The sequence below is a fragment of the Bradyrhizobium sp. 21 genome, assembly GCF_023073335.1.
In the GTDB taxonomy this organism is placed as follows: Bacteria; Pseudomonadota; Alphaproteobacteria; order Rhizobiales; family Xanthobacteraceae; genus Bradyrhizobium.
On the sequence record NZ_JADPJG010000011.1, the window covers coordinates 1 to 18,173 of the forward strand.

The window sequence follows — 18,173 nt, forward strand, 5'->3', positions numbered from 1 at the left end:
CAAGGCAGAACTTCACGGCGAGACAAGCGAATAAATACAGTAGAGCCGAAGTTCGGCTCCGGGTCAAAAGGCGAAGTGCCGGTATCGGTCGGGTGTGCCTGCTTTACCCCAAGAAACGGACATCCCACATTTGTGAGCGCTCGCCCTACGCCCTTCGCATCAGCTTGAGCGAGGCCGCCAGCCGCAAACTGCGCTTACCGGCGAGCGCGATGCCTTCGAGCTCGCCGCTATCAGCCGTGCAGCTCCCGGAGAAGCCGATGCCGACCTCATAGCCGCCGAACACCGGGTTTTCGCCTTTCGCCGGCGTATGCTCCTGGTTGAGCATCTCGCCTTTCCAGCGGCCGTCCGCCGAGGAGTAGGAGCCGAGATAATAGAAGAACGCATCGCCGCCGAGGATGCGGCCGTCGATCAGCAGCATCACGCCGGAGAGGCCGGCATCGACGCCGTCGAGCGCGCGCAGGCTCATCCCATAGAGCCCGTTGGCGATGCCGCCGGGACCGACCGCCCCGCTCGGCGGCAACGCCTCGTCGTCGAGCCGCGTGAGATTGGCCCAGAATTGGCCGCCCGGCATGGTGTCCGCGCTTCCCTGGAGACGGATCTGGTTGCCGATCAGCCGGCCGCGCGCGCCAATCGAGGCGACGTCGGCGCCCATCAGCGGCTTGTAATGGGGATCGTCGTTATGCCGCTCGGTGATGACTTCGGCGACGATCTCGCCGTCGCGCTCAAAATAGGTGCCGAGATGCGCGAAGGCTGAATTGCCGCCGAGCATCTTGCCGTCATGCAGGCACATGATGCTGCGCCCGAAGGCATCGTGGATGCCGTATTCAACCTTGTAGAGTCCATCCAGCAATGCAATTGGCCCGCAAAATCAGAAGGTAATCACGGGCTACCTAGCATCACCGCCGCACCAAGGCCATCCGGCTTTTCCGCGCAGGGCCATTCGCGAAGCCACGCGCTGCCATGATGCCATCATGCCCCTGTTTTGCCCGACGGGTCAACGGGATTTCGTAAATTCCGCAGCGCTGTGTTTTCAATCACTTGGCTACTGTGCATGGGGTTGTTTTTCAGTTTTTTGTTTGGCAGGTCCCAGCCGGCCCTCCTCACGCGTCAGTGACGCTTGAAATACTGCACCTCGCGCTCGTGCTTCTCGGCCGCTGCACGGCTCCTGAACGTGCCGAGGTTGCGGCGCTTGCCGGTCTTGGGATTCACCTTGCGTGAATAGAGGCGGTATTCGCCGGACGCCAGTTTGCGGATCATGGTTGCCTCCTGCTTGTCGGGGATTCAACGGCCGGTGTCCGCGCCGGTTCCTGGCTCCCTCGAACCATCGGGCGCGGGCACGCGACAAAGCGGGCATGAAGCAGTCGCAACGATCACCGGAAGACGAGATCGCAGTCATCATCGCCGGCGCGGCGAGGCAGCCGTTGCTCGATGCGGCCTTCGAGCTCTGGTGCCGGCGCTACCGCCTCGACTCGATCGAGGGCCGTCCGACCGCCGAAGAAGTCCGCATCAACCGCACCCTCACGCCGGAGCAGATCAGCGCGAAATACCGCCGGGATCGCGACCATGCCCATGAAGGGCCGATGTTCAATTATGTGAAGCGCGCCCATCCGCGAGCCGACGATGGCGCGATCAGGCAAGCCATCATCACCGCCGTCAAGTTCGAGGACGCGACCTTTACGCATTTCAACTGGGACGGCGATTTCTGGGACTGCCTCGTGCATGCGGTGGCGAAAGCCTCCGCGCAATATCCGGATTTCCTGGAGACCACCTATCGCGACGCCCGCAACAACGTCGCCTATTACTACAAATAGCTAGAAGCACAGGGTGGTGACGAGCTTGCCCTGCTTGTCCTTGATCGCATAGGGACAGCGCAGCCGCTCCAGCGCGGCCTTGGCGTCTTCATCGCCGAGGGCTGCGGCGCGCTCGTAATAGGATTTCGCGGCGTCCTTGTCCTTTGGCCCGCCGCGGCCTTCCTGTGCGAAGGCGCCCATCCGCTCCAGCGCGCCGGGATGGTTTTGCGCCGCCGCCTTCTCGAACAGCGCGCGCGCCGCGACATCGTCCTTCGCACCGCCTGTGCCTTCGGAGAGCATCACGCCGAGCTGGTACTGCGCTTCCGCGTTGGTCTCCGCGGCCTTGCCGAGCAATGCGCGTGCCTGCGCGGGATCGGCCGGCGCACCACCGCCGGTGCCGCCGAGCGCGGCGAGATTGCTGATGCCGCGGGGATTGCCGGCCTGCGCCGCCTTCTCGAACAATTTGCGCGCCTGCGCCTCGTCCCTGGCGACGCCGGCGCCGGTGCCGTAGGCAACACCGAGTTCGACCATCGCGGCGCTCGATCCCTTGTCGGCGGCCTTGCGCCAGGTGGCCATCGCTTCTGCGGTCTGCCGGTTGGCCGCATAGGCGCGGCCGAGCGCGAACATCGCCCGCCGCGACGACGGCGCGGCCTGCTTGCAGAACCTGATCGCGGTCGCGACGTCGGAGGCTGCAATCTCGCTCACGCCCTTCACGTCCGCCGGCTTGTCGGGATCGCTGGGGTCGGCGGCGACCCGGTCGCACAGGACGAGGTCGGCCGATTGCGCATGCGCCGACAACGGCGCCGCGAGCGTGAAGAGGATGGCAAGGAGGTAGATCCGCATGGGCGTCACGATGGGTCTCTGCTCCGGCAAATTCAAGGCTCGAGTCCCGACTGGCGAAGCACGGGCACGACCTCGGGCGATGCCAGATAGCGCAGCAGCCGGTCCGCGGCGTCGGCATGCTTCGCGCCGGCGATGCGGCCGGCGGAGAACACGGCCGGCGTTTGCAGATCGTGCGGGATCGGGCCGACCACCTCGATGCCCCCGACCTGCTTCAACTCGCTGATCTGCTGCACGGCGAACTCGGCTTCGCCGCTCACGAGCCGCTCCGCGGTAAAGCCCTGCTCGACGATATCAGCCTTGGTGTTGATCTCCGCCGCGATCCCCATCCGCACGATCAGCTGCGCGAAATAGACCCCGCTCGCGCCCAGCCGCGAATAGGCGACGGACCGCGCCGCGAGCAGCGTCTTGCGCAGCGCGGCTTCGGTGGCGATGTCGGGGTGCGCCTGCCCTGCCCGCACCGCAATGCCAACGAAGGAGCGCGCCAGATCGGCCGTGGTCCCCGCGACCACGCGCCCCTCGCCGATCATTTCGTCGAGCCCCTCGCGGGTGAGGATCACGAGATCAGCGGCCTCGCCGTCGCGCAGGCGCTTCAGCAATGCCAGGGTCGGTGCGAAATCGGAATCGACATGGATATCGTGAGCCGCCTCGAAGGTCGAGGACAGGCTGCGCATCGCGCCCATCAGGCCGAGCGTCGAGAGCAGGCGAATTTTTTCCATGTGCAATTCCCAGGTAGCGATCAGGCGCGGTGCATCAACTTGAGCGCGGCGGTCAGGCGCAGGCTGCGCTTGCCGGCGAGTGCCGTTGCCTCCAGCACCGCCTGCTCGGCATCATAAGTGCCGGAAAAGCCGATGCCGACCTCGTGGCCGCCGAAGATCGGATCGTCCTTGGCCGGCGTATGCTCCTGGTTGAGAAGCTGTCCCTTCCAGCGTCCGTTCGCAGCCCTGTAGCTGCCGAGATAATAGAACGACGCATCGCCGCCGAGGATCTGGCCCTTGTTGAGCAGCATCACGCCGGTGAGGCCGCCGTCGAGACCGTCCAGCATGCGCAGGTGGATCGAATACAGGCCATCGGCGATGCCGGCCTCACCGACGCCGCCGGCGATCGGCACCTCGTCCTCCGTGATCGGCGTCATCAACGACTGGAAGGGGACACCGGGCAGCTCCTTGAGCTCGCCCTTGAAACGATAGAGATCGCCGTCGGCCCAGCCCTTGGCAAGCAGGGTCGCATCGTCGGTACCGGCCATGGCGCGGTAGTTCGGGTCAGGGTTGTGGCGGACGGTGTGGATCACGACGTCGATGCCGGCGTCGGTCTTCGCGTAGGTGCCGATATGGGCGAAGGCCGAATTGCCGCCGAGCATCTTGCCGTTGCCGGCATGCATCACGCTCCGGCCGACCCCGTCGCCGAGCTGAAATCTCACCTTGTAGAAGCCTTCAAACACCAGCCGTCCCCGGCCCTGCGCGCATCCAGACGCACTCTATCCCTCTTTCCGCGACGACAGACAAGTTTCGCGCGATCGAGGTTTGCCGAACCACAGGACGGCTGTCATCAGAATGCAAAAATCCGCCGGAGCCTTTCAGCTCCGGCGGATTGAAGTCCAACCCGGGCCAGCCCCCCAGCCCGGGCCGGGAGGATCTTAGGCCACGGCCTTCTGCTCGGTCGGCACGGACGCGATCGTCTTCAGGATCTGCGAAGCGATCTGGTATGGGTCGCCCTGCGAGTTCGGACGGCGGTCTTCCAGATAGCCCTTGTAGCCGTTGTTGACGAAGGAGTGCGGAACGCGGATCGAAGCACCGCGATCGGCAATGCCGTAGCTGAACTTGTTCCACGGCGCGGTCTCGTGCTTGCCGGTCAGACGCTTGTCGTTGTCCGGGCCGTAGACGGCGATGTGGTCCATGATGTTCTTGTCGAAGGCCGCCATCAGCGCCTCGAAGTACTCCTTGCCACCGACCGTGCGCATGTACTCGGTCGAGAAGTTGGCGTGCATGCCGGAGCCGTTCCAGTCGGTATCGCCGAGCGGCTTGCAGTGGAACTCGATGTCGATGCCGTAGCTCTCGGTGAGGCGCAGCATCAGATAGCGGGCCATCCACATTTCGTCAGCGGCCCTCTTGGAGCCCTTGCCGAAAATCTGGAATTCCCACTGGCCCTTCGCGACTTCCGCGTTGATGCCTTCGTGATTGATGCCGGCCGCGAGGCAGAGGTTGAGATGCTCTTCCACGATCTTGCGGGCGACGTCGCCGACGTTTGAATAGCCGACGCCGGTGTAGTACGGGCCCTGCGGCGCCGGATAGCCGGAGGCCGGGAAGCCGAGCGGACGGCCGTCCTTGTAGAAGAAGTATTCCTGCTCGAAGCCGAACCAGGCGCCGGAATCGTCGAGGATGGTCGCGCGCTTGTTGGTGGCGTGCGGGGTCTTGCCATCGGGCATCATGACTTCGCACATCACGAGCGCGCCGTTCTCACGCGCGGCGTCCGGATAGATGGCAACGGGCTTCAGCACGCAGTCGGAGCTGTGGCCTTCGGCCTGCTGGGTGGAGGAGCCATCGAAGCCCCAGAGCGGAAGCTGCTCAAGCGTCGGGAACGACGCGAATTCCTTGATCTGAGTTTTGCCGCGCAAGTTCGGAGTCGGCGTATATCCGTCGAGCCAAATGTACTCGAGCTTGTACTTGGTCATTGAGCCTCTCTGTAGATGATGCGAAAGGTGGGGGCCCCAAGGCCCCCGCACGATTGTTTACCCGGCCAACATCGGCCGACTTTTTACAAGCATTTAACGTGCCAAAAGGCCGCAGCGCGGGACGTTTTCAACCGCGGCCGGGGGGACCCTCCGCCAGCAAATCATCCCCAGCGACATGCGTCATAGCGGCGCACCTTTGCGTGAAGCTGCACCGCAAAAATCCCGCGGAAAACGCCTGATTCTGGAGCACGCCGGCCGTTGCCGGAGGTTGCCGATGAAACGCGCATCAACGCCCAGCAATTTTCGCAAAGTTGTCCGTCTGGCCCAGCAACCTTTGGGATGGCCCACACGTTAGTCACTGCCACGGTGCCTTGGGTAATGCAGAAGGCTTTCTGCCTAGAAAACGGGCTGCAACTGATTTCCTTTTCAGCACTTTGCATTTGGTGATGCGCGGCCGATATGGGGATTCCGGTAACCACAATCGAACGAGTCGGGCGCACCATGGAGGTAAGCGCCTGGGCCGGAGGAGAAATCAAAATGATGAACAATGGTCTGAGTCACGAATCTGCAACGATCTATCAATTCCCTGTCGGGGGCCGCGCGGCGCTCGCAGGGCGCCGCTACGGTCAAGCTGGCCTTCCCGCCGATCGCGTCTCCCCCCCCGTGAACGAGACAATCTGCAGCGGCAGCTGGTACCATCAGGACGCGGTCGACGAGGCCAAGCCGAAATGGGATCGCTGATGCCTGTGGCTGGTTTGATATCGCCGCGCTCTTTCGAGCGACCGGCGACAGTTTGAAAAAGGGTCGAAACAACGAGGTTTCGGCCCTTTTGATTCTTTGCGTGAACGAGGCCGTTCAGATCACGGCGCAGGCCGTCACCGGCCGCTTCAGATGCCTGACCGTGGTGCTCCCGGTCTTGCCGATCACAAGCGTGATCCCCGCCCCCGAATAGCGCGCGCCAGAAACCGTCAGCCGCTTAGCGAGGGTAACGGGCTCGCCGTCGATCTGCAGGAAGGCGCGCTTGTCGGCGTCATAAAATCCCACGATGAACCGCGTACCATCGGCGCAGTGATAGGACCGGAACGTCTGCGCATCGGCCTGCCGTGCACTGATCATTCCGCCCAGAACCGTGATCGCCAAAAGAATGGCCTTGTGCCGGCCCATGATCGCCCCCTGTATTAGATCTCGAGGACGCCCCTCGTGCGTCCCATGGAACATAACCCAAGCTGATCTCATGCAAGTCCCCCCTCTGCAAGATTCCCCTGCCCGCCATCTCGCCCTGCAAGGCGCCAGCAATTTTCGCGACCTCGGCGGCTATCCGGCCGCAGATGGCCGCACGACCCGCTGGCGGCAGATCTTCCGCTCCAACCATCTTGGCCAGCTCACCGCCGCCGACATCGAGATCGTCCGCGCGCTCGGCGTGCGAAGCGCGTTCGACTTTCGCGGCGTCGAGGAGCGCGCGGCGGGTGTCTGCGTGGTGAACGAGATCGCCGTGCATTCACTGCCGATCGAGCCGACGGTCGTGGCCGCGTTGCGCGCCGAACTCGCCCGGGGCACGCTGACCGCGCCGTTCGCGCTCGAACTCATGCGCGAATCCTATCGCAACTACGTGCGCCACAACACGGCGAGCTTCCGCAACCTGTTCGGTCATCTCCTGGAGGACCGTGCGCCTCTCGTCATTCACTGCACGGCCGGCAAGGACCGCACCGGCTTTGCCAGCGCCCTGATCCTGCATGCGCTCGGTGTCGCCGACGAGGTCATCGCCGAGGACTATTTGCTGACCAACCAGCACTACAAGCGCGATGCATCACATGCCTCCGATCTTCCCGCCGACGTCCTCGATGCGATCGGCAATGTCGAGACCTCGTATCTTGCCGCGGCTTTCGAAGCCGTCGGCAAGGAATACGGCGATCTCGAAACCTACTTGCGCGACGGCCTCAAGCTCGGCACAGCCGAACAGACCGCGCTGAAGGCGCGTTATCTGCAATCGTAACTGGTCCTTAAACCTCAAGCGGCCGTGCCGGGAGAACGACGATGCAAGGCAAGGTTCTGATCGTGACCGGCGCGCTCGGCGCACTTGGAAAAATCGTGGCCGAGGCAGCGCAGTCGCGCGGCGCACGCGTTGCCGGCATCGATCATGCGCCCTCGCAAATTTCCGCGCGCCCTGAAAGCATCGAGATCGGCGGCGTCGATCTGTCCGACGCAGCACAAGCGCAGACGGCGGTCGAGGCGGCAGCAAGACATTTCGGCAAGCTCGATGCGCTGATCAACATCGCCGGCGGCTTCGCTTTCGAGACCGTGGGCGATGGCGACATCAAGACGTGGCAGCGCATGCATGCGCTCAACGTGCTGACGGCGCTCAACGCCTCGCGCGCGGCGCTGCCGCATCTCGCGACATCCAGCACCGGCCGCATCGTCAATATCGGCGCCATGGGCGCGCTTCAGGCCGGCTCCGGCATGGGCCCCTATGCGGCATCGAAAGCCGGCGTGCATCGCCTGACCGAGGCGCTGGCGAGCGAGTGGAAAGGCAAGGTCACCGTGAACGCAGTGCTGCCATCGATCATCGACACCAGGGCCAACCGCGCCGACATGCCGACAGCCGACTTTTCCAAATGGGTGACGCCGCAGGAGCTCGCCGAGGTCATCCTGTTCCTCGCCAGCGACGCCGCGAGCGGTGTCACCGGCGCGCTGATCCCGGTGAGCGGGCGGGTTTAGTCCGGCACCAGCAGGCGCAGATTGCCTTTGAAACGGATGCTCTGCTTGCCGGCGAGCGCGATGCCCTCGCCGTACGCGGTCTCCTCATTGTAGGTGCCGCTGAAGCCGATGGTCACGACCTTGCGGCCCCACACCGGGCGCTCGTCGAACGAGGGTGAATGCTCCTCGTTGGTCAGCTCGCCCTTCCACTTGCCGTCGGCCGAGGTGTAGCTGCCGTAGGCGAAGAAGAATGAATCGCCACCCCGCATGGTGCCGTCACGCAGGACCATGACGCCCTGATTGCCGCCCTGGACGGCATCCAGCATCTCGATGCGGATGTGATAGAGCCCGTTCTTGATTGTCATCTTTGCCAGCGCCTGACTGTCCCGACCGCAGGATAGCCGCACCATCGGTTCCCGATCAAATGGCGCAGAGCCACAACTGCGTTCCGGGCTAAGCTGCCCGAAACTGATTCTCCGATCGGCCGCCAAAATCGGAAGCTTCCTTGGAAACCGCGCTCTATCTGCCAGTCAAACGCTTCCTCGAAGAGCTCGGCTTCACCGTCAAGGGCGAGATCGGTGGCTGCGATCTTGTCGGCCTCAGCGCCGGCGATCCACCCGTGGTGGTGATCGGCGAGCTCAAGGTTACCTTCAATCTGGAACTGATCCTCCAGGCGGTCGACCGTGCGCCCGCCGGCGATGAGGTCTGGATAGCCGCAAGAATGTCAGTGCGCGGCAAGGGACGCGAGAGCGATGCACGCTATCGCAATCTCTGCCGTCGCCTCGGCTTCGGTATGCTCGGAGTGACTGACCGCGGCCAGGTCGAGGTGCTCGTGAAGCCGCCAACGGCGGCCCCGCGCCGCGAGCCGAAGGTCCGTTCGCGCCTCGTCGCCGAGCATCAGCGCCGCCAGGGAGATCCTGTGCTCGGCGGCAGCACCCGCGCACCCATCATGACGGCCTATCGGCAGCAGGCGCTGGCCTGTGCCTCGGAACTCGCTTCGGGCCCGCGGCGCGTGAGCGAATTGCGCCAACGCTGCCCCGATGCCGGCAAGATCATGCTTAACAATGTGTATGGCTGGTTCGAACGCACCGAGCGGGGAATCTACGGGCTGACCGAGGCCGGACGCGCGGCGCTGAAACGCTGGCCGCAGGCACCGGTGAATGACAGCGCCCGCGAGGCATCCCCGCCCTAGCGCAACCGATTTCGGGAGACATCGTATGATCGTTGTGACCGGCAGCGTAACGGTCCGCTCCGAGACGTTCGACGAGGCCCGCCGCCTCAGCCTCGAACACGTTCATCGGTCGCGACAGGAGCCCGGCTGCATCTCACATGCAGTGCATATCGACTGCGAGAACCCGCTCAGGCTGGTGTTCTTCGAGCAATGGGCAGACCGCGCCGCGCTCGCCACCCACTTTGCGGTACCTGCGTCCGGCGAGTTCGTGCGCGTCCTGCGCTCACTCGTCACAGCGCCGGCCACGCTCGCGTTATATGACGCCAGTAGGCTCGAGAAGCTGTGAGTGCATAGCTGAGCTGCCACGCGAAATTCATATTGCAATGCAACATGGACAGCACTAGGTATCCCGGCATCGAAACGAGGCCGTTATGAACGCAGACTGGAATACCAAATATGGCACGCGGCGCGTGCGCCACGATCCGCCGACCCTGGACGAGGCGATCTTCGCCGCCGTGGGCATCACCGACGATCAGGAGCAGCAGGCCGAGATCGCGGCAGCCTTGATGGGCATGCCGCTGGATGTCGTCCAAGCCGAGGTCAAGAAACAGGTTCGCACCAACAGCCGCATCACCTCCACCCGCGTGATCGCCGGCGAACAGGGCGCACAGCGCTCGGTGGTGGTCGAACGCCGTGTCGTGCGCCGCTTCGGCAATGACAAGCGCACCGGCACCTGAGCGCGTAGTTCCCTATTTCCAATAAAAAGCGGACCGGTTTTGCCGGTCCGCTTTTTGATTCCAGTCGGCTTTTTCAGGCGGCGCGATAGCCATAGATGCTGGAGATGATCTTCCAGCAGGTCGAGTTGAAGCTGAGAAGAGCGCGCCCGGCCGTGAATGGCGAGGCCGCGAGATCAGCGAGCTCGTCCTCAGGCGCCTTGGCGAGATCGATCGTGCCGGTCGATTCGCCATGACGGAATTGCAGATGCGCCCCGAACTTCCTGGCGAGCGCCCGCATCGCATGATTTTCGGCGCCGGTGGTGATGCGCAGGCGCTTGAAACCCTTCCAGCGCGCTTCCGCGATCAGGCGGCTGAACAGCACGGTGCCGACGTTCTGGCGCCGCGCCGAGGCTTCCACGCTGAAGGCGACCTCGGGCAGCGAACCATCCTCCGGCGGATGCAACTCGGCCGCACCGCGGACCACGCCATCCACGATGTAGGCGACGATCACGGTGCCGTCCTCGGCGCAGCGGGCGGCGTAACGCTCGATGAAGCTGTCGTCGAGAAAGCCGTTGAAACGGTCGTGCCGGCTCCCGGCATCGAGCCTCAGCAGGTGATCGCGCAAAAGCGGCAATTCTTCCTGCTGGCTCAAGGTCCGCACATAGCCCTGAACGGACTTCGTGCGGCTGGTATCTTCAAGTGCCAAATCTGCTTCGAGTGACAAGTCAAAACTCCTCTTGGTATCCCTCGAGGAGGCGTTCGAATCCCTAGGCCTCCAATATTGTGCGTCGCAACAAATTTTTCAAGACGAGAACCTGCTCAAGTTTCGGGCACCGGCGCGACTAATTCGTTAACAAAATCAAGCCCCCGTATTCATACGAGGACCAGCTGGGTCTGGGTCACCACGGCGACCAGCTTGCCGTCCTCGGTCTCCAGCCGGGTGGTCCAGACCTGGGTCCGCCGCCCCCGGTGGACCGGCGTAGCCGTGGCGATCACCGTGGTTCCCTCCTTGGCCCCTCCGATGAAGTTGGTCTTGCTCTCAAGCGTGGTCGTGCCCTTGGCATCCTCCGGCAGATTGATCACGGTCGCCGCCGCCCCGACGGAATCGGCCAGTGCCATTACCGCCCCGCCGTGAATGGTGTGATGAAGCGTACAGAGATCGGGCCTGACCGTCATCCGCGCCACCACGCGGTCCTTCTCGGCCTCGACGAACTCGACGCCCTTGAGCTCGGCGAACGGCATCTTCATCGCTTTAAGTGTCTCGAGCGGCGTCATCGGATCTCCTCCCAAATCATTCTGGTCACAGCGTGAATTGCTCCGCGCGGCAAAGCAATGACGTCCGAGGTCATCATCGCCGTGACATTGGTCGTCGCGTTTGCGCACGGTGCGTGAGGCAGCGCCCGACGTCATCCTCGCCTCAGGCTGTGGCATGAAGGTCGTCCCGCAGCCGCGCGCGAAAGGGCTGGAGCAAAATCCGGGCCGTGCGCGATGCGAGCGGCCTTCCTCACGTCACCGCGTTCATCACCTGATATTCCGGCCGGCGCCACACCTCGTCTGCGATCACCTCCTCGATGATCTCGGCCGCCCTCATGACTTCACCTTCGCCGACATAAAGCGGCGTGATGCCGAACCGCATGATGTCAGGCGCGCGGAAATCACCGATGACGCCGCGCGCAATAAGCGCCTGCATGGCGGCGTAGCCGCCGTCGAAGGCGAAGGAGATCTGTGAGCCACGGCGCTCGTGCGCGCGCGGGGTGACCAGCTTCAGAGACGGGCAGCGGCGCTCGACTTCCTCGATCAGGAGATCGCCGAGCGCCAGCGAACGCACCCGCACCTCCGCGATATCGACGCGGTCCCATATGTCGAGCGAGGCCTCCAGCGCCGCCATTGCCAGCACCGGCGGGGTGCCGACGCGCATGCGCTCGACGCCGCCTGCGGCCGCGTAGCCAAGCTCGAACGCAAACGGCTTTGCGTGTCCCATCCACCCCGACAAAGCGGCGCGCACGCTGTCGGCGTGGCGGGGCGCGACGTAGAGGAAGGCGGGCGCGCCGGGACCGGCGTTGATGTATTTGTAGGTACAGCCGGCGGCGAAATCAGCGCCGGTGCCTGCAAGGTCAACCGGCAGCGCGCCGGCCGAATGCGCGAGATCCCAGACCGTGACGATGCCGAGCGCATGCGCTCTGGCAGTCAGCTTTGCCATGTCGTGGCGGCGTCCGGTGCGGTAATCGACCTCGGTGATGTAGAGGACAGCGACCTCCTCCGACAACGAAGCCTCGATCTCCTCCGGCGCCACCAGGCGCAATTGATGGCCGCGCCCGAGCGTCGCGATCAGGCCCTCGGCCATGTAGAGGTCGGTCGGGAAATTGCCGGTATCCGATAGGACGACCTTGCGCGAGGCGTTCATATCGAGCGCGGCGGCGAGCGCCTGGTAGACTTTCAGCGACAGCGTGTCGCCCACCATCACCGAGCCGGCCTCCGCGCCGATCAGCCGCGCGATGCGATCGCCGACATGACGCGGCTGCGCGTACCAGCCCGCGCTGTTCCAGGCGCGGATCAGCTCATTGCCCCACTCGGTGGTGATGACGCGGTTGACGCGCTCGGCAACCCCGAGCGGCAATGCGCCCAGCGAATTGCCATCGAGATAGATCAGGCCATCAGGCAGATGGAACAGTGCCCTGGTGTCGTCGTAGACGCGAAGCTTGGTCATGGACATCTCTACAGGATCGTGCGCACGCGCCAGAGTTCGGGAAACAGCTCGATCTCCAGCATGCGCTTGAGATAGCTGACGCCGCCGGTGCCGCCCGTGCCGCGCTTGAAGCCGATGACGCGCTCGACCGTCGTCACATGGTTGAAACGCCAGCGCCGGAAATAATCCTCGAAATCAACCAGCTTCTCGGCGACCTCGTAAAGCATCCAGTGCGTTTCCGGCGCCTCGTAGACGATACGCCAGGCCTGCAGCACGCCTTCGTTGAAGCTATGGGTCTCGCGGACGTCGCGTGCCAGCACAGCGGCCGGCATCTTGAGCCCGTTGCGGTCGGCGAGCCGCAGCACTTCGTCGTACAGGCTTGGAGTCGCAAGCTCGGCTTCGAGCAGCTTGGTGGTTTCCACATTGTGCGCGTGCGGCTTGAGCATGGCGTGGTTGCGGTTGCCGAGCAGAAACTCGATCAGCCTGTACTGACGCGACTGGAAGCCAGAGGACTGGCCCAGCTGCGAGCGGAAGCGCGTATACTCGCTGGGTGTCATGGTGCGCAGCACGTCCCAGGCACTGTTGAGCTGCTCGAAGATGCGCGACATCCGTGCCAGCATCTTCATCGCGGGAGCGACCTCGTCCTTTGCAATCGCGCGGCGGGCGGCGCTGAGCTCGTGGATGGCGAGCCGCATCCAGAGTTCGGTGGTCTGATGCTGGATGATGAAGAGCATCTCGTCATGCGCCTCCGAGAGCGGATGCTGCGCACCGAGGATGGCGTCCAGCGCCAGATAGTTGCCATAGGACATGCGCCGGGCGAAATCGGTCTCGGCGCCTTCACTTGCGGGATCGTAGTCGCTGGACGTCATGGCAGGCCCTTTCGATCGATCTTCCAGGCCTCGTCAGTCGAGGCCGATCAGGCGCGCGGTGATTGGCGATGACGGGTCCTTGAGCCCGTCGATCACGGTGAAATGGTTCAGCCCGGGGTCGACCACGAGGCGCGTCGGCACGTCGAATCCGGTCCAGACATTGGCCATCAGATCGGACTGGCGGATGAATTCGGGCCGCTCGTTGCCGCCGACCCAGGCGGTCAGGGGCGAATGCCCGCGCGGCAGATGCAGCGCCGCACTTTCCAGCGTCGCCTCCTCCATCGTCATCCGCAGCGTCTCGTTCATCCCGGTCTTGAGCAGCGGACGCAGATCATGCAGGCCGCTGATCGAGAGCGTGCCGGCGATGCGGTTGTAGACCGCGGGGTCGAGCCGGCTGTCGTCGCACAGCATGCGCATGACGAGATGGCCGCCCGCGGAGTGGCCGGCGAGCCGGATCGGGCCTGCGACGAGCGAAGCCGCCTTGGCGACCGCGGCGGTGATTTCGGCAGTGATGTCGGAAATGCGCGCGGCCGGCGTCAGCGTGTAGCTCGGCAGCGCAACCGTCCAGCCGTGACGGCGCGCACCTTCGGCAAGATCGGTCCATGTCGACTTGTCGAAGCGCATCCAGTAGCCGCCATGGACGAACACGACGAGGCCCTTGCTATCGCCGTCGGGCAGGATCAGGTCGAGGCGCTGGCGCTCGCCGGAGCCATAGGCGATGTCAGCGCGAAAGTCTTTCAGGCCGGCGCGATAAGCCGCCGCCCGCTCCGCCCACAGTGCCGGCAGCTGGCCGGAGCCCGGGATATGAGCCGAATTGGCGTACGCATCGTCCCAATCGCGCATCGTGATTTCCTCGACGGACTCAGGCCTTGTGGACCTGGCAATACTCTGCCACTGGCACGACCGGCATCCTAGTCTTTATTTTAAGCTTAAAGGAGTTGGCGGCGCCGGTGGATTGGGCAGCGAAGATTGTCTAGTGCGTTCCCCGGGCGCAGCGTAGCGTGCAACGGTGCGCTGCTGGACCGGGGTCCAGCGCGTGCGGCGATATGGGTCCGGCTCTGCGGCGCCACGCTCCGCGCTGCGCCGCGTCCGGGACACCAAAACTTATGCCTTCTCCACCCCGCACCAATCCGCGATGAACAGTGCCATCGCCTTGGTCGCTTTCTTCAGCGAGTCCAGATCGACGAATTCATTGAAGCCGTGCATCTCGCCGCCGCTGGCGCCGAAGCAGAGGCTCGGGATGCCGTGATTGAGGCCGTAGAAGCGGGTGTCGGTGAGCGCGGTGAAGACGAGGTCCTCGACTTCGCCGCCATAGACGGTGTTGAAGGCCTTGCCGAATGCCGCTTCGGGCGCGGCGGCGTTGGTCAGCTCATAGCCTTCCGACAAAAAGCCCGACCATTCGATCTCCGGCGGATTGTTGGCGAGGAAGCGGTGGTTGCGCGCGGCAGCCGCAACGCAGGCCGTGATTTCCTTCTGGTGATCGGCGATCGACCAGCCCGGCAACACGGCGATCCGGCAGTCGACGTCGCACCAGGCCGGCACGCTCGAGGCCCAGTCGCCGCCCTTGATGATGCCGGGGTTGAAGTTGATGGGATGGTTCAGCGTCTTGAAGTGACGGTCGGCCTTTGCGCGCTCGTTCCAGTCGATCTCGAGGTTTTGCAGCGCCTGGATCAGATGATAGGCCGCCATGATGGCGTTTGCGCCGGAGCCGGCGAAGGCAACGTGGGTCGGATGGCCCTTCACGCGCAGGCGGAACCAGATCACGCCGACTTGCGAACGCACCATCTTGCCGCCGGTGGGCTCAGGGATGAAGCAGGCGTCCGCGCGATAGCCCCGCTGAAGCGTCGAGAGCGCGCCGACGCCGGTGCTCTCCTCCTCGATCACCGACTGAAAGTGAATCCGCGCCGTCGGTGCGAAACCCGCAGCCTTGATCGCATCGAGCGCCGAGAGCGCGCCGATGGTGCCCGACTTCATGTCGCAGGCGCCGCGGCCGAACATCTTGCCGTCCTTGATGACGGGCGAAAACGGCGGCGTATCCCACAGTTCCAGCGGCCCGGCGGGTACGACGTCGCAGTGGCCCTGGAGGATCAGCGATTTACCGCCATTGCTCTGCGGACGATAGGTCCCGACCACCGAGCGCGCCTTCGAGAAATCGTGTTCGATCGGCCCGAAACCGCCGAGATCCTTGAGGTCGTCGACATTGATGTGCCAGTCGTCGACCTCATAGCCGCGCGCGCGCAGGAGGTCGCCGATCATGTCCTGGCACGGTCCCTCCGCCCCGCGGGTCGAGGGGATCGCGACGAAATCGCGCGTGGTCGCAAGCTGGGCTTCGAAGCCGGCGTCAACGGCGTCAAGAATCCTCTGCTGCGTTTCGGCATTCATCAGGCAACTCCAGGCATTCGAACGGTTCAAGGAGCGCGCAAGCTAGCCGATTTCAGCCGTTCGGGTACTCCACAAAATATGCATCCCGCAATGCATCTTCGAGCAGTCGGCCTTCCGAATAGCCAGCGAGCGTCGCAGGCCGGTTCACGCCGTCGAGCAGGCGCGGGCATGGCTCGGGCGCGCCCAGCACGGTGCGCACCGGAATGCGCTCGGCATAGATCGGCAATTCGTAGTCCTCGTCGTCGTCCGCGACACCCTTGGCGCGGACTTTGGCCGAGGCTTCCTCGATCTCCATCGCGATGAAGGACGTCGCCTTGATCTCCTGGGTGTTGCTCGCCCGCAGGCTCGCCGTGCGATCCGGGAAGAAGCGATCGACCATCGCGATCACCGCGCGCTTCTTCTCCTCGGGATCAGTGACGAGATAGGCGGTGCCGAACGCCATCACGGCGCGGTAGTCGGCCGAGTGATTGAACCCGCAGCGCGCCAACACAAGACTGTCGAGATGGGCGACCGTCAGGCAGACGCGCTCGCCCCTGGTCTGGTTGCGCAGCATGCGGCTGGCGCTCGAGCCGTGCCAGTAGAGCTTGGTCCCCTCGCGCCAGAAGAAGGTCGGCGTGCAATAGGGCTGGCCGTCGATCGCGTAGGAGACGTGGCAGAGCATCGAGGAATCAAGGATGCGATGAACGGTGTCGTGATCGTAGAAGCCGCGGTCGTGACGGCGCTTCACCTGGTTGCGCGCTGACGTCGGATAGGAATTTTGGGTCTCAACCTGGCTCACGGCCAACTCCTGTGAATTGATACACTTCCACAACAGTTGTAGCCGCGGATTTGGTCTGCGATAGTGCCAATTCCATGCAAAAAATTCCGACCAATTCCGTTGGCTCGCCGGCCAGGGCCGAGCTGCCGCTCGACCTGACCGGCCAGCACATCACGGCCGGCGCCTCGTCGGCGCACCGGCTTTACCAGGCGCTGTGCGAGATGATCGTGGCGGGCTTGGTGAAGCCCGGCGAACCGCTACCGCCGTCACGCACGCTGGCCAAGCAAACCGGCTTTCGGCGCAACGCAATCGTCACCGCCTATGAACGGCTGATCGCCGACGGTTTTGCCGACGCGACCGTCGGCTCCGGTACGTTCGTCGCCGCGCGCATTCCGGCGCGTGCGGTCGAGCCGCGAAAGCCAAAGGCCGTCGTCGAAACGCCCGGCCAAGGCGCGTTTTCGCTCGGCTGCACCCATATCGACGAGCGCGCCGTGCAGCGTTTTCGCGCGTTCGTCGGCCGCCGCATGCGCGCCTTCGGTGCAGAGCATCTGCATTATGGCGATCCCCGCGGCAGCCGCGAGCTGCGTGCGGCTATCGCCGATCATTTGCTGTCGGCGCGGGGCCTGCGCTGCGATCCCGATCAGATCATGCTGACGTCAGGCACGCTGCACGCACTGCGCATCGTGCTGAGCGCGATCCTCAAGCCCAACGACCAGGTCTGGTGCGAAGACCCCGGCTACCCCGCCGCGCGGAACACCATCGCGCATTGCGGCTACCGCGCAGTGTCCGTTCCCGTCGACGAGTATGGCATGCGTGTCGCCAGGGGCCGTGCTGCGGCGCCGTCCGCGCGCGCGGCCTACGTGACTCCGTCGCACCAGTTTCCGCTCGGCGTGCAGATGTCGATGCCGCGGCGGCTCGAGCTGCTGGACTGGGCGAGGCAGGCCGGCGCCTTCGTGCTGGAAGACGATTACGACAGTGAGTTCCGCTATGACGGCGCGCCGCTGATGTCGCTTGCCGGCATCGATCACCTCCAGCGCGTGATTTACCTCGGCACCTTTGCCAAGACGTTGTTTCCGGGCTTGCGCATCGGCTATTGCGCGCTGCCGGAGCGCCTGATCTCGGACGTCACGGCGGCGCGCGCCGCGCTCGACCGGTTTCCCGGCACGCTGATGGAGGGCGCTGTGGCAGACATGCTCAACTCGGGCGCGTTCGCCGCGAACCTGAAGCGGGTGCGCAAGCTTTATCGCGAGGCGCGCGACGCGCTGGCTGAGACTCTGGAAGCCGCATCCGACGGCGTACTGACGGTGCCGGTTCCATCCCAGGGTCTGCATCTTGTCGCCCGGTTCGCTCCCTCGGTCGATCCGTCGGTGGCGGCAGAGGCAAAGCGGACCGCCGGCGCCGAAGGCTGGCTCCTGGCCGACACCTATTCACGCGCGCGTCCCCTGCCCGGTTTCGTGCTGGGATTTTCCGGCCACGCGGTTCCGAAGCTCGTGGCATCGGCCGAGCGGCTGGCGCGGGAATCGCGCGCAGCCTTGCGTGTGAGGAACAAGTCGGCCCGGCGGGCCTGACCAACGTTTCCTATGAGAATCGGCTGCCG

At 64.4% G+C, this 18,173-nt stretch carries 24 protein-coding genes; 8 read left to right on the plus strand and 16 right to left on the minus strand.

Annotated features, from left to right (window positions below):
- Window positions 1-145: 145 nt before the first annotated feature.
- Together IVB31_RS13095 and IVB31_RS13100 are read right to left on the minus strand one after the other, a co-directional pair.
- Complete coding sequence (locus IVB31_RS13095; protein ID WP_247322688.1) at window positions 146-850, minus strand: hypothetical protein; 705 nt, start codon at window positions 848-850, stop codon at window positions 146-148.
- Window positions 851-1,107: 257 nt separating this feature from the next.
- The gene (locus IVB31_RS13100) at window positions 1,108-1,257 is read right to left on the minus strand and encodes a hypothetical protein (protein WP_007591825.1); all 150 of its coding nucleotides are present in this window, start codon (window positions 1,255-1,257) and stop codon (window positions 1,108-1,110) included.
- A gap of 95 nt (window positions 1,258-1,352) precedes the next feature.
- Between IVB31_RS13100 and IVB31_RS13105 the strand changes: the two genes are divergently transcribed.
- Window positions 1,353-1,811, plus strand: a complete 459-nt coding sequence (locus IVB31_RS13105; protein WP_247322690.1) for a hypothetical protein — start codon at window positions 1,353-1,355, stop codon at window positions 1,809-1,811.
- Here IVB31_RS13105 and IVB31_RS13110 read toward each other — a convergent pair whose 3' ends face one another.
- From IVB31_RS13110 to IVB31_RS13130, 5 genes are all read right to left on the minus strand, one after another.
- On the minus strand, window positions 1,812-2,633 hold the full coding sequence (locus tag IVB31_RS13110) for a tetratricopeptide repeat protein (RefSeq protein WP_247322692.1): 822 nt from the start codon (window positions 2,631-2,633) through the stop codon (window positions 1,812-1,814).
- A 32-nt stretch (window positions 2,634-2,665) separates the two neighbouring features.
- Complete coding sequence (locus IVB31_RS13115) at window positions 2,666-3,349, minus strand: substrate-binding domain-containing protein (RefSeq protein ID WP_247322694.1); 684 nt, start codon at window positions 3,347-3,349, stop codon at window positions 2,666-2,668.
- A gap of 20 nt (window positions 3,350-3,369) precedes the next feature.
- Window positions 3,370-4,071, minus strand: coding sequence for a GrlR family regulatory protein (locus tag IVB31_RS13120; protein ID WP_247322696.1), 702 nt, complete (start codon window positions 4,069-4,071; stop codon window positions 3,370-3,372).
- A 195-nt stretch (window positions 4,072-4,266) separates the two neighbouring features.
- A complete protein-coding gene (locus IVB31_RS13125; RefSeq protein WP_247322698.1) occupies window positions 4,267-5,301 on the minus strand; it encodes a glutamine synthetase beta-grasp domain-containing protein in 1,035 nt (344 codons plus the stop codon).
- Between the two features lie 161 nt (window positions 5,302-5,462).
- Window positions 5,463-5,849: a hypothetical protein gene (locus IVB31_RS13130; RefSeq protein WP_247322700.1), complete on the minus strand. Its 387-nt coding sequence runs from the start codon at window positions 5,847-5,849 to the stop codon at window positions 5,463-5,465.
- Between IVB31_RS13130 and IVB31_RS13135 the strand changes: the two genes are divergently transcribed.
- Window positions 5,839-6,042 (plus strand): DUF2735 domain-containing protein, encoded by a 204-nt coding sequence (locus IVB31_RS13135; protein ID WP_247322702.1) that lies wholly within the window; start codon window positions 5,839-5,841, stop codon window positions 6,040-6,042. The two genes, IVB31_RS13130 and IVB31_RS13135, sit on opposite strands and share 11 nt — an antisense overlap.
- A gap of 114 nt (window positions 6,043-6,156) precedes the next feature.
- Here IVB31_RS13135 and IVB31_RS13140 read toward each other — a convergent pair whose 3' ends face one another.
- Window positions 6,157-6,465 (minus strand): MliC family protein, encoded by a 309-nt coding sequence (locus IVB31_RS13140; RefSeq protein WP_247322704.1) that lies wholly within the window; start codon window positions 6,463-6,465, stop codon window positions 6,157-6,159.
- An 85-nt stretch (window positions 6,466-6,550) separates the two neighbouring features.
- On the opposite strand from IVB31_RS13140, the gene IVB31_RS13145 reads away from it, so the two are divergent.
- Window positions 6,551-7,294 carry a tyrosine-protein phosphatase gene (locus IVB31_RS13145; RefSeq protein WP_247322961.1) on the plus strand — a complete coding sequence of 248 codons (744 nt, stop codon included), beginning with the start codon at window positions 6,551-6,553 and terminating at the stop codon, window positions 7,292-7,294.
- Window positions 7,295-7,335: 41 nt separating this feature from the next.
- Window positions 7,336-8,016: an SDR family oxidoreductase gene (locus tag IVB31_RS13150; protein ID WP_247322706.1), complete on the plus strand. Its 681-nt coding sequence runs from the start codon at window positions 7,336-7,338 to the stop codon at window positions 8,014-8,016.
- Here the strand turns inward: IVB31_RS13150 and IVB31_RS13155 are convergent.
- A complete protein-coding gene (locus IVB31_RS13155; RefSeq protein WP_247322707.1) occupies window positions 8,013-8,360 on the minus strand; it encodes a GrlR family regulatory protein in 348 nt (115 codons plus the stop codon). The genes IVB31_RS13150 and IVB31_RS13155 overlap by 4 nt on opposite strands.
- A gap of 140 nt (window positions 8,361-8,500) precedes the next feature.
- Between IVB31_RS13155 and IVB31_RS13160 the strand changes: the two genes are divergently transcribed.
- From IVB31_RS13160 to IVB31_RS13170, 3 genes are all read left to right on the plus strand, one after another.
- A complete protein-coding gene (locus IVB31_RS13160; RefSeq protein WP_247322709.1) occupies window positions 8,501-9,187 on the plus strand; it encodes a DUF2161 family putative PD-(D/E)XK-type phosphodiesterase in 687 nt (228 codons plus the stop codon).
- Between the two features lie 25 nt (window positions 9,188-9,212).
- Window positions 9,213-9,512 carry a putative quinol monooxygenase gene (locus IVB31_RS13165; RefSeq protein ID WP_247322711.1) on the plus strand — a complete coding sequence of 100 codons (300 nt, stop codon included), beginning with the start codon at window positions 9,213-9,215 and terminating at the stop codon, window positions 9,510-9,512.
- An 85-nt stretch (window positions 9,513-9,597) separates the two neighbouring features.
- Window positions 9,598-9,903, plus strand: coding sequence for a hypothetical protein (locus IVB31_RS13170; protein ID WP_007591844.1), 306 nt, complete (start codon window positions 9,598-9,600; stop codon window positions 9,901-9,903).
- Between the two features lie 73 nt (window positions 9,904-9,976).
- On the opposite strand, the gene IVB31_RS13175 is transcribed toward IVB31_RS13170, so the two are convergent.
- The 7 genes from IVB31_RS13175 to IVB31_RS13205 all read right to left on the minus strand — a co-directional run bounded on the left by IVB31_RS13175 (window position 9,977) and on the right by IVB31_RS13205 (window position 16,597).
- Window positions 9,977-10,588 (minus strand): GNAT family N-acetyltransferase, encoded by a 612-nt coding sequence (locus IVB31_RS13175; RefSeq protein ID WP_247322962.1) that lies wholly within the window; start codon window positions 10,586-10,588, stop codon window positions 9,977-9,979.
- A gap of 167 nt (window positions 10,589-10,755) precedes the next feature.
- Window positions 10,756-11,157, minus strand: coding sequence for a PaaI family thioesterase (locus IVB31_RS13180; protein ID WP_247322713.1), 402 nt, complete (start codon window positions 11,155-11,157; stop codon window positions 10,756-10,758).
- Window positions 11,158-11,386: 229 nt separating this feature from the next.
- Window positions 11,387-12,589: a kynureninase gene (kynU, locus tag IVB31_RS13185; RefSeq protein ID WP_247322714.1), complete on the minus strand. Its 1,203-nt coding sequence runs from the start codon at window positions 12,587-12,589 to the stop codon at window positions 11,387-11,389.
- A gap of 8 nt (window positions 12,590-12,597) precedes the next feature.
- Window positions 12,598-13,437, minus strand: coding sequence for a tryptophan 2,3-dioxygenase (kynA, locus tag IVB31_RS13190; RefSeq protein WP_247322717.1), 840 nt, complete (start codon window positions 13,435-13,437; stop codon window positions 12,598-12,600).
- A gap of 33 nt (window positions 13,438-13,470) precedes the next feature.
- Window positions 13,471-14,280, minus strand: a complete 810-nt coding sequence (locus tag IVB31_RS13195; protein WP_247322719.1) for an alpha/beta hydrolase — start codon at window positions 14,278-14,280, stop codon at window positions 13,471-13,473.
- Between the two features lie 261 nt (window positions 14,281-14,541).
- Complete coding sequence (locus tag IVB31_RS13200; protein WP_247322721.1) at window positions 14,542-15,819, minus strand: ArgE/DapE family deacylase; 1,278 nt, start codon at window positions 15,817-15,819, stop codon at window positions 14,542-14,544.
- Between the two features lie 52 nt (window positions 15,820-15,871).
- Entirely contained in the window at window positions 15,872-16,597 is a 726-nt protein-coding gene (locus IVB31_RS13205) for a pyridoxamine 5'-phosphate oxidase family protein (RefSeq protein ID WP_247322723.1), read from the minus strand.
- Window positions 16,598-16,671: 74 nt separating this feature from the next.
- On the opposite strand from IVB31_RS13205, the gene IVB31_RS13210 reads away from it, so the two are divergent.
- Complete coding sequence (locus IVB31_RS13210) at window positions 16,672-18,144, plus strand: PLP-dependent aminotransferase family protein (protein ID WP_247322725.1); 1,473 nt, start codon at window positions 16,672-16,674, stop codon at window positions 18,142-18,144.
- Window positions 18,145-18,173 lie beyond the last annotated feature (29 nt).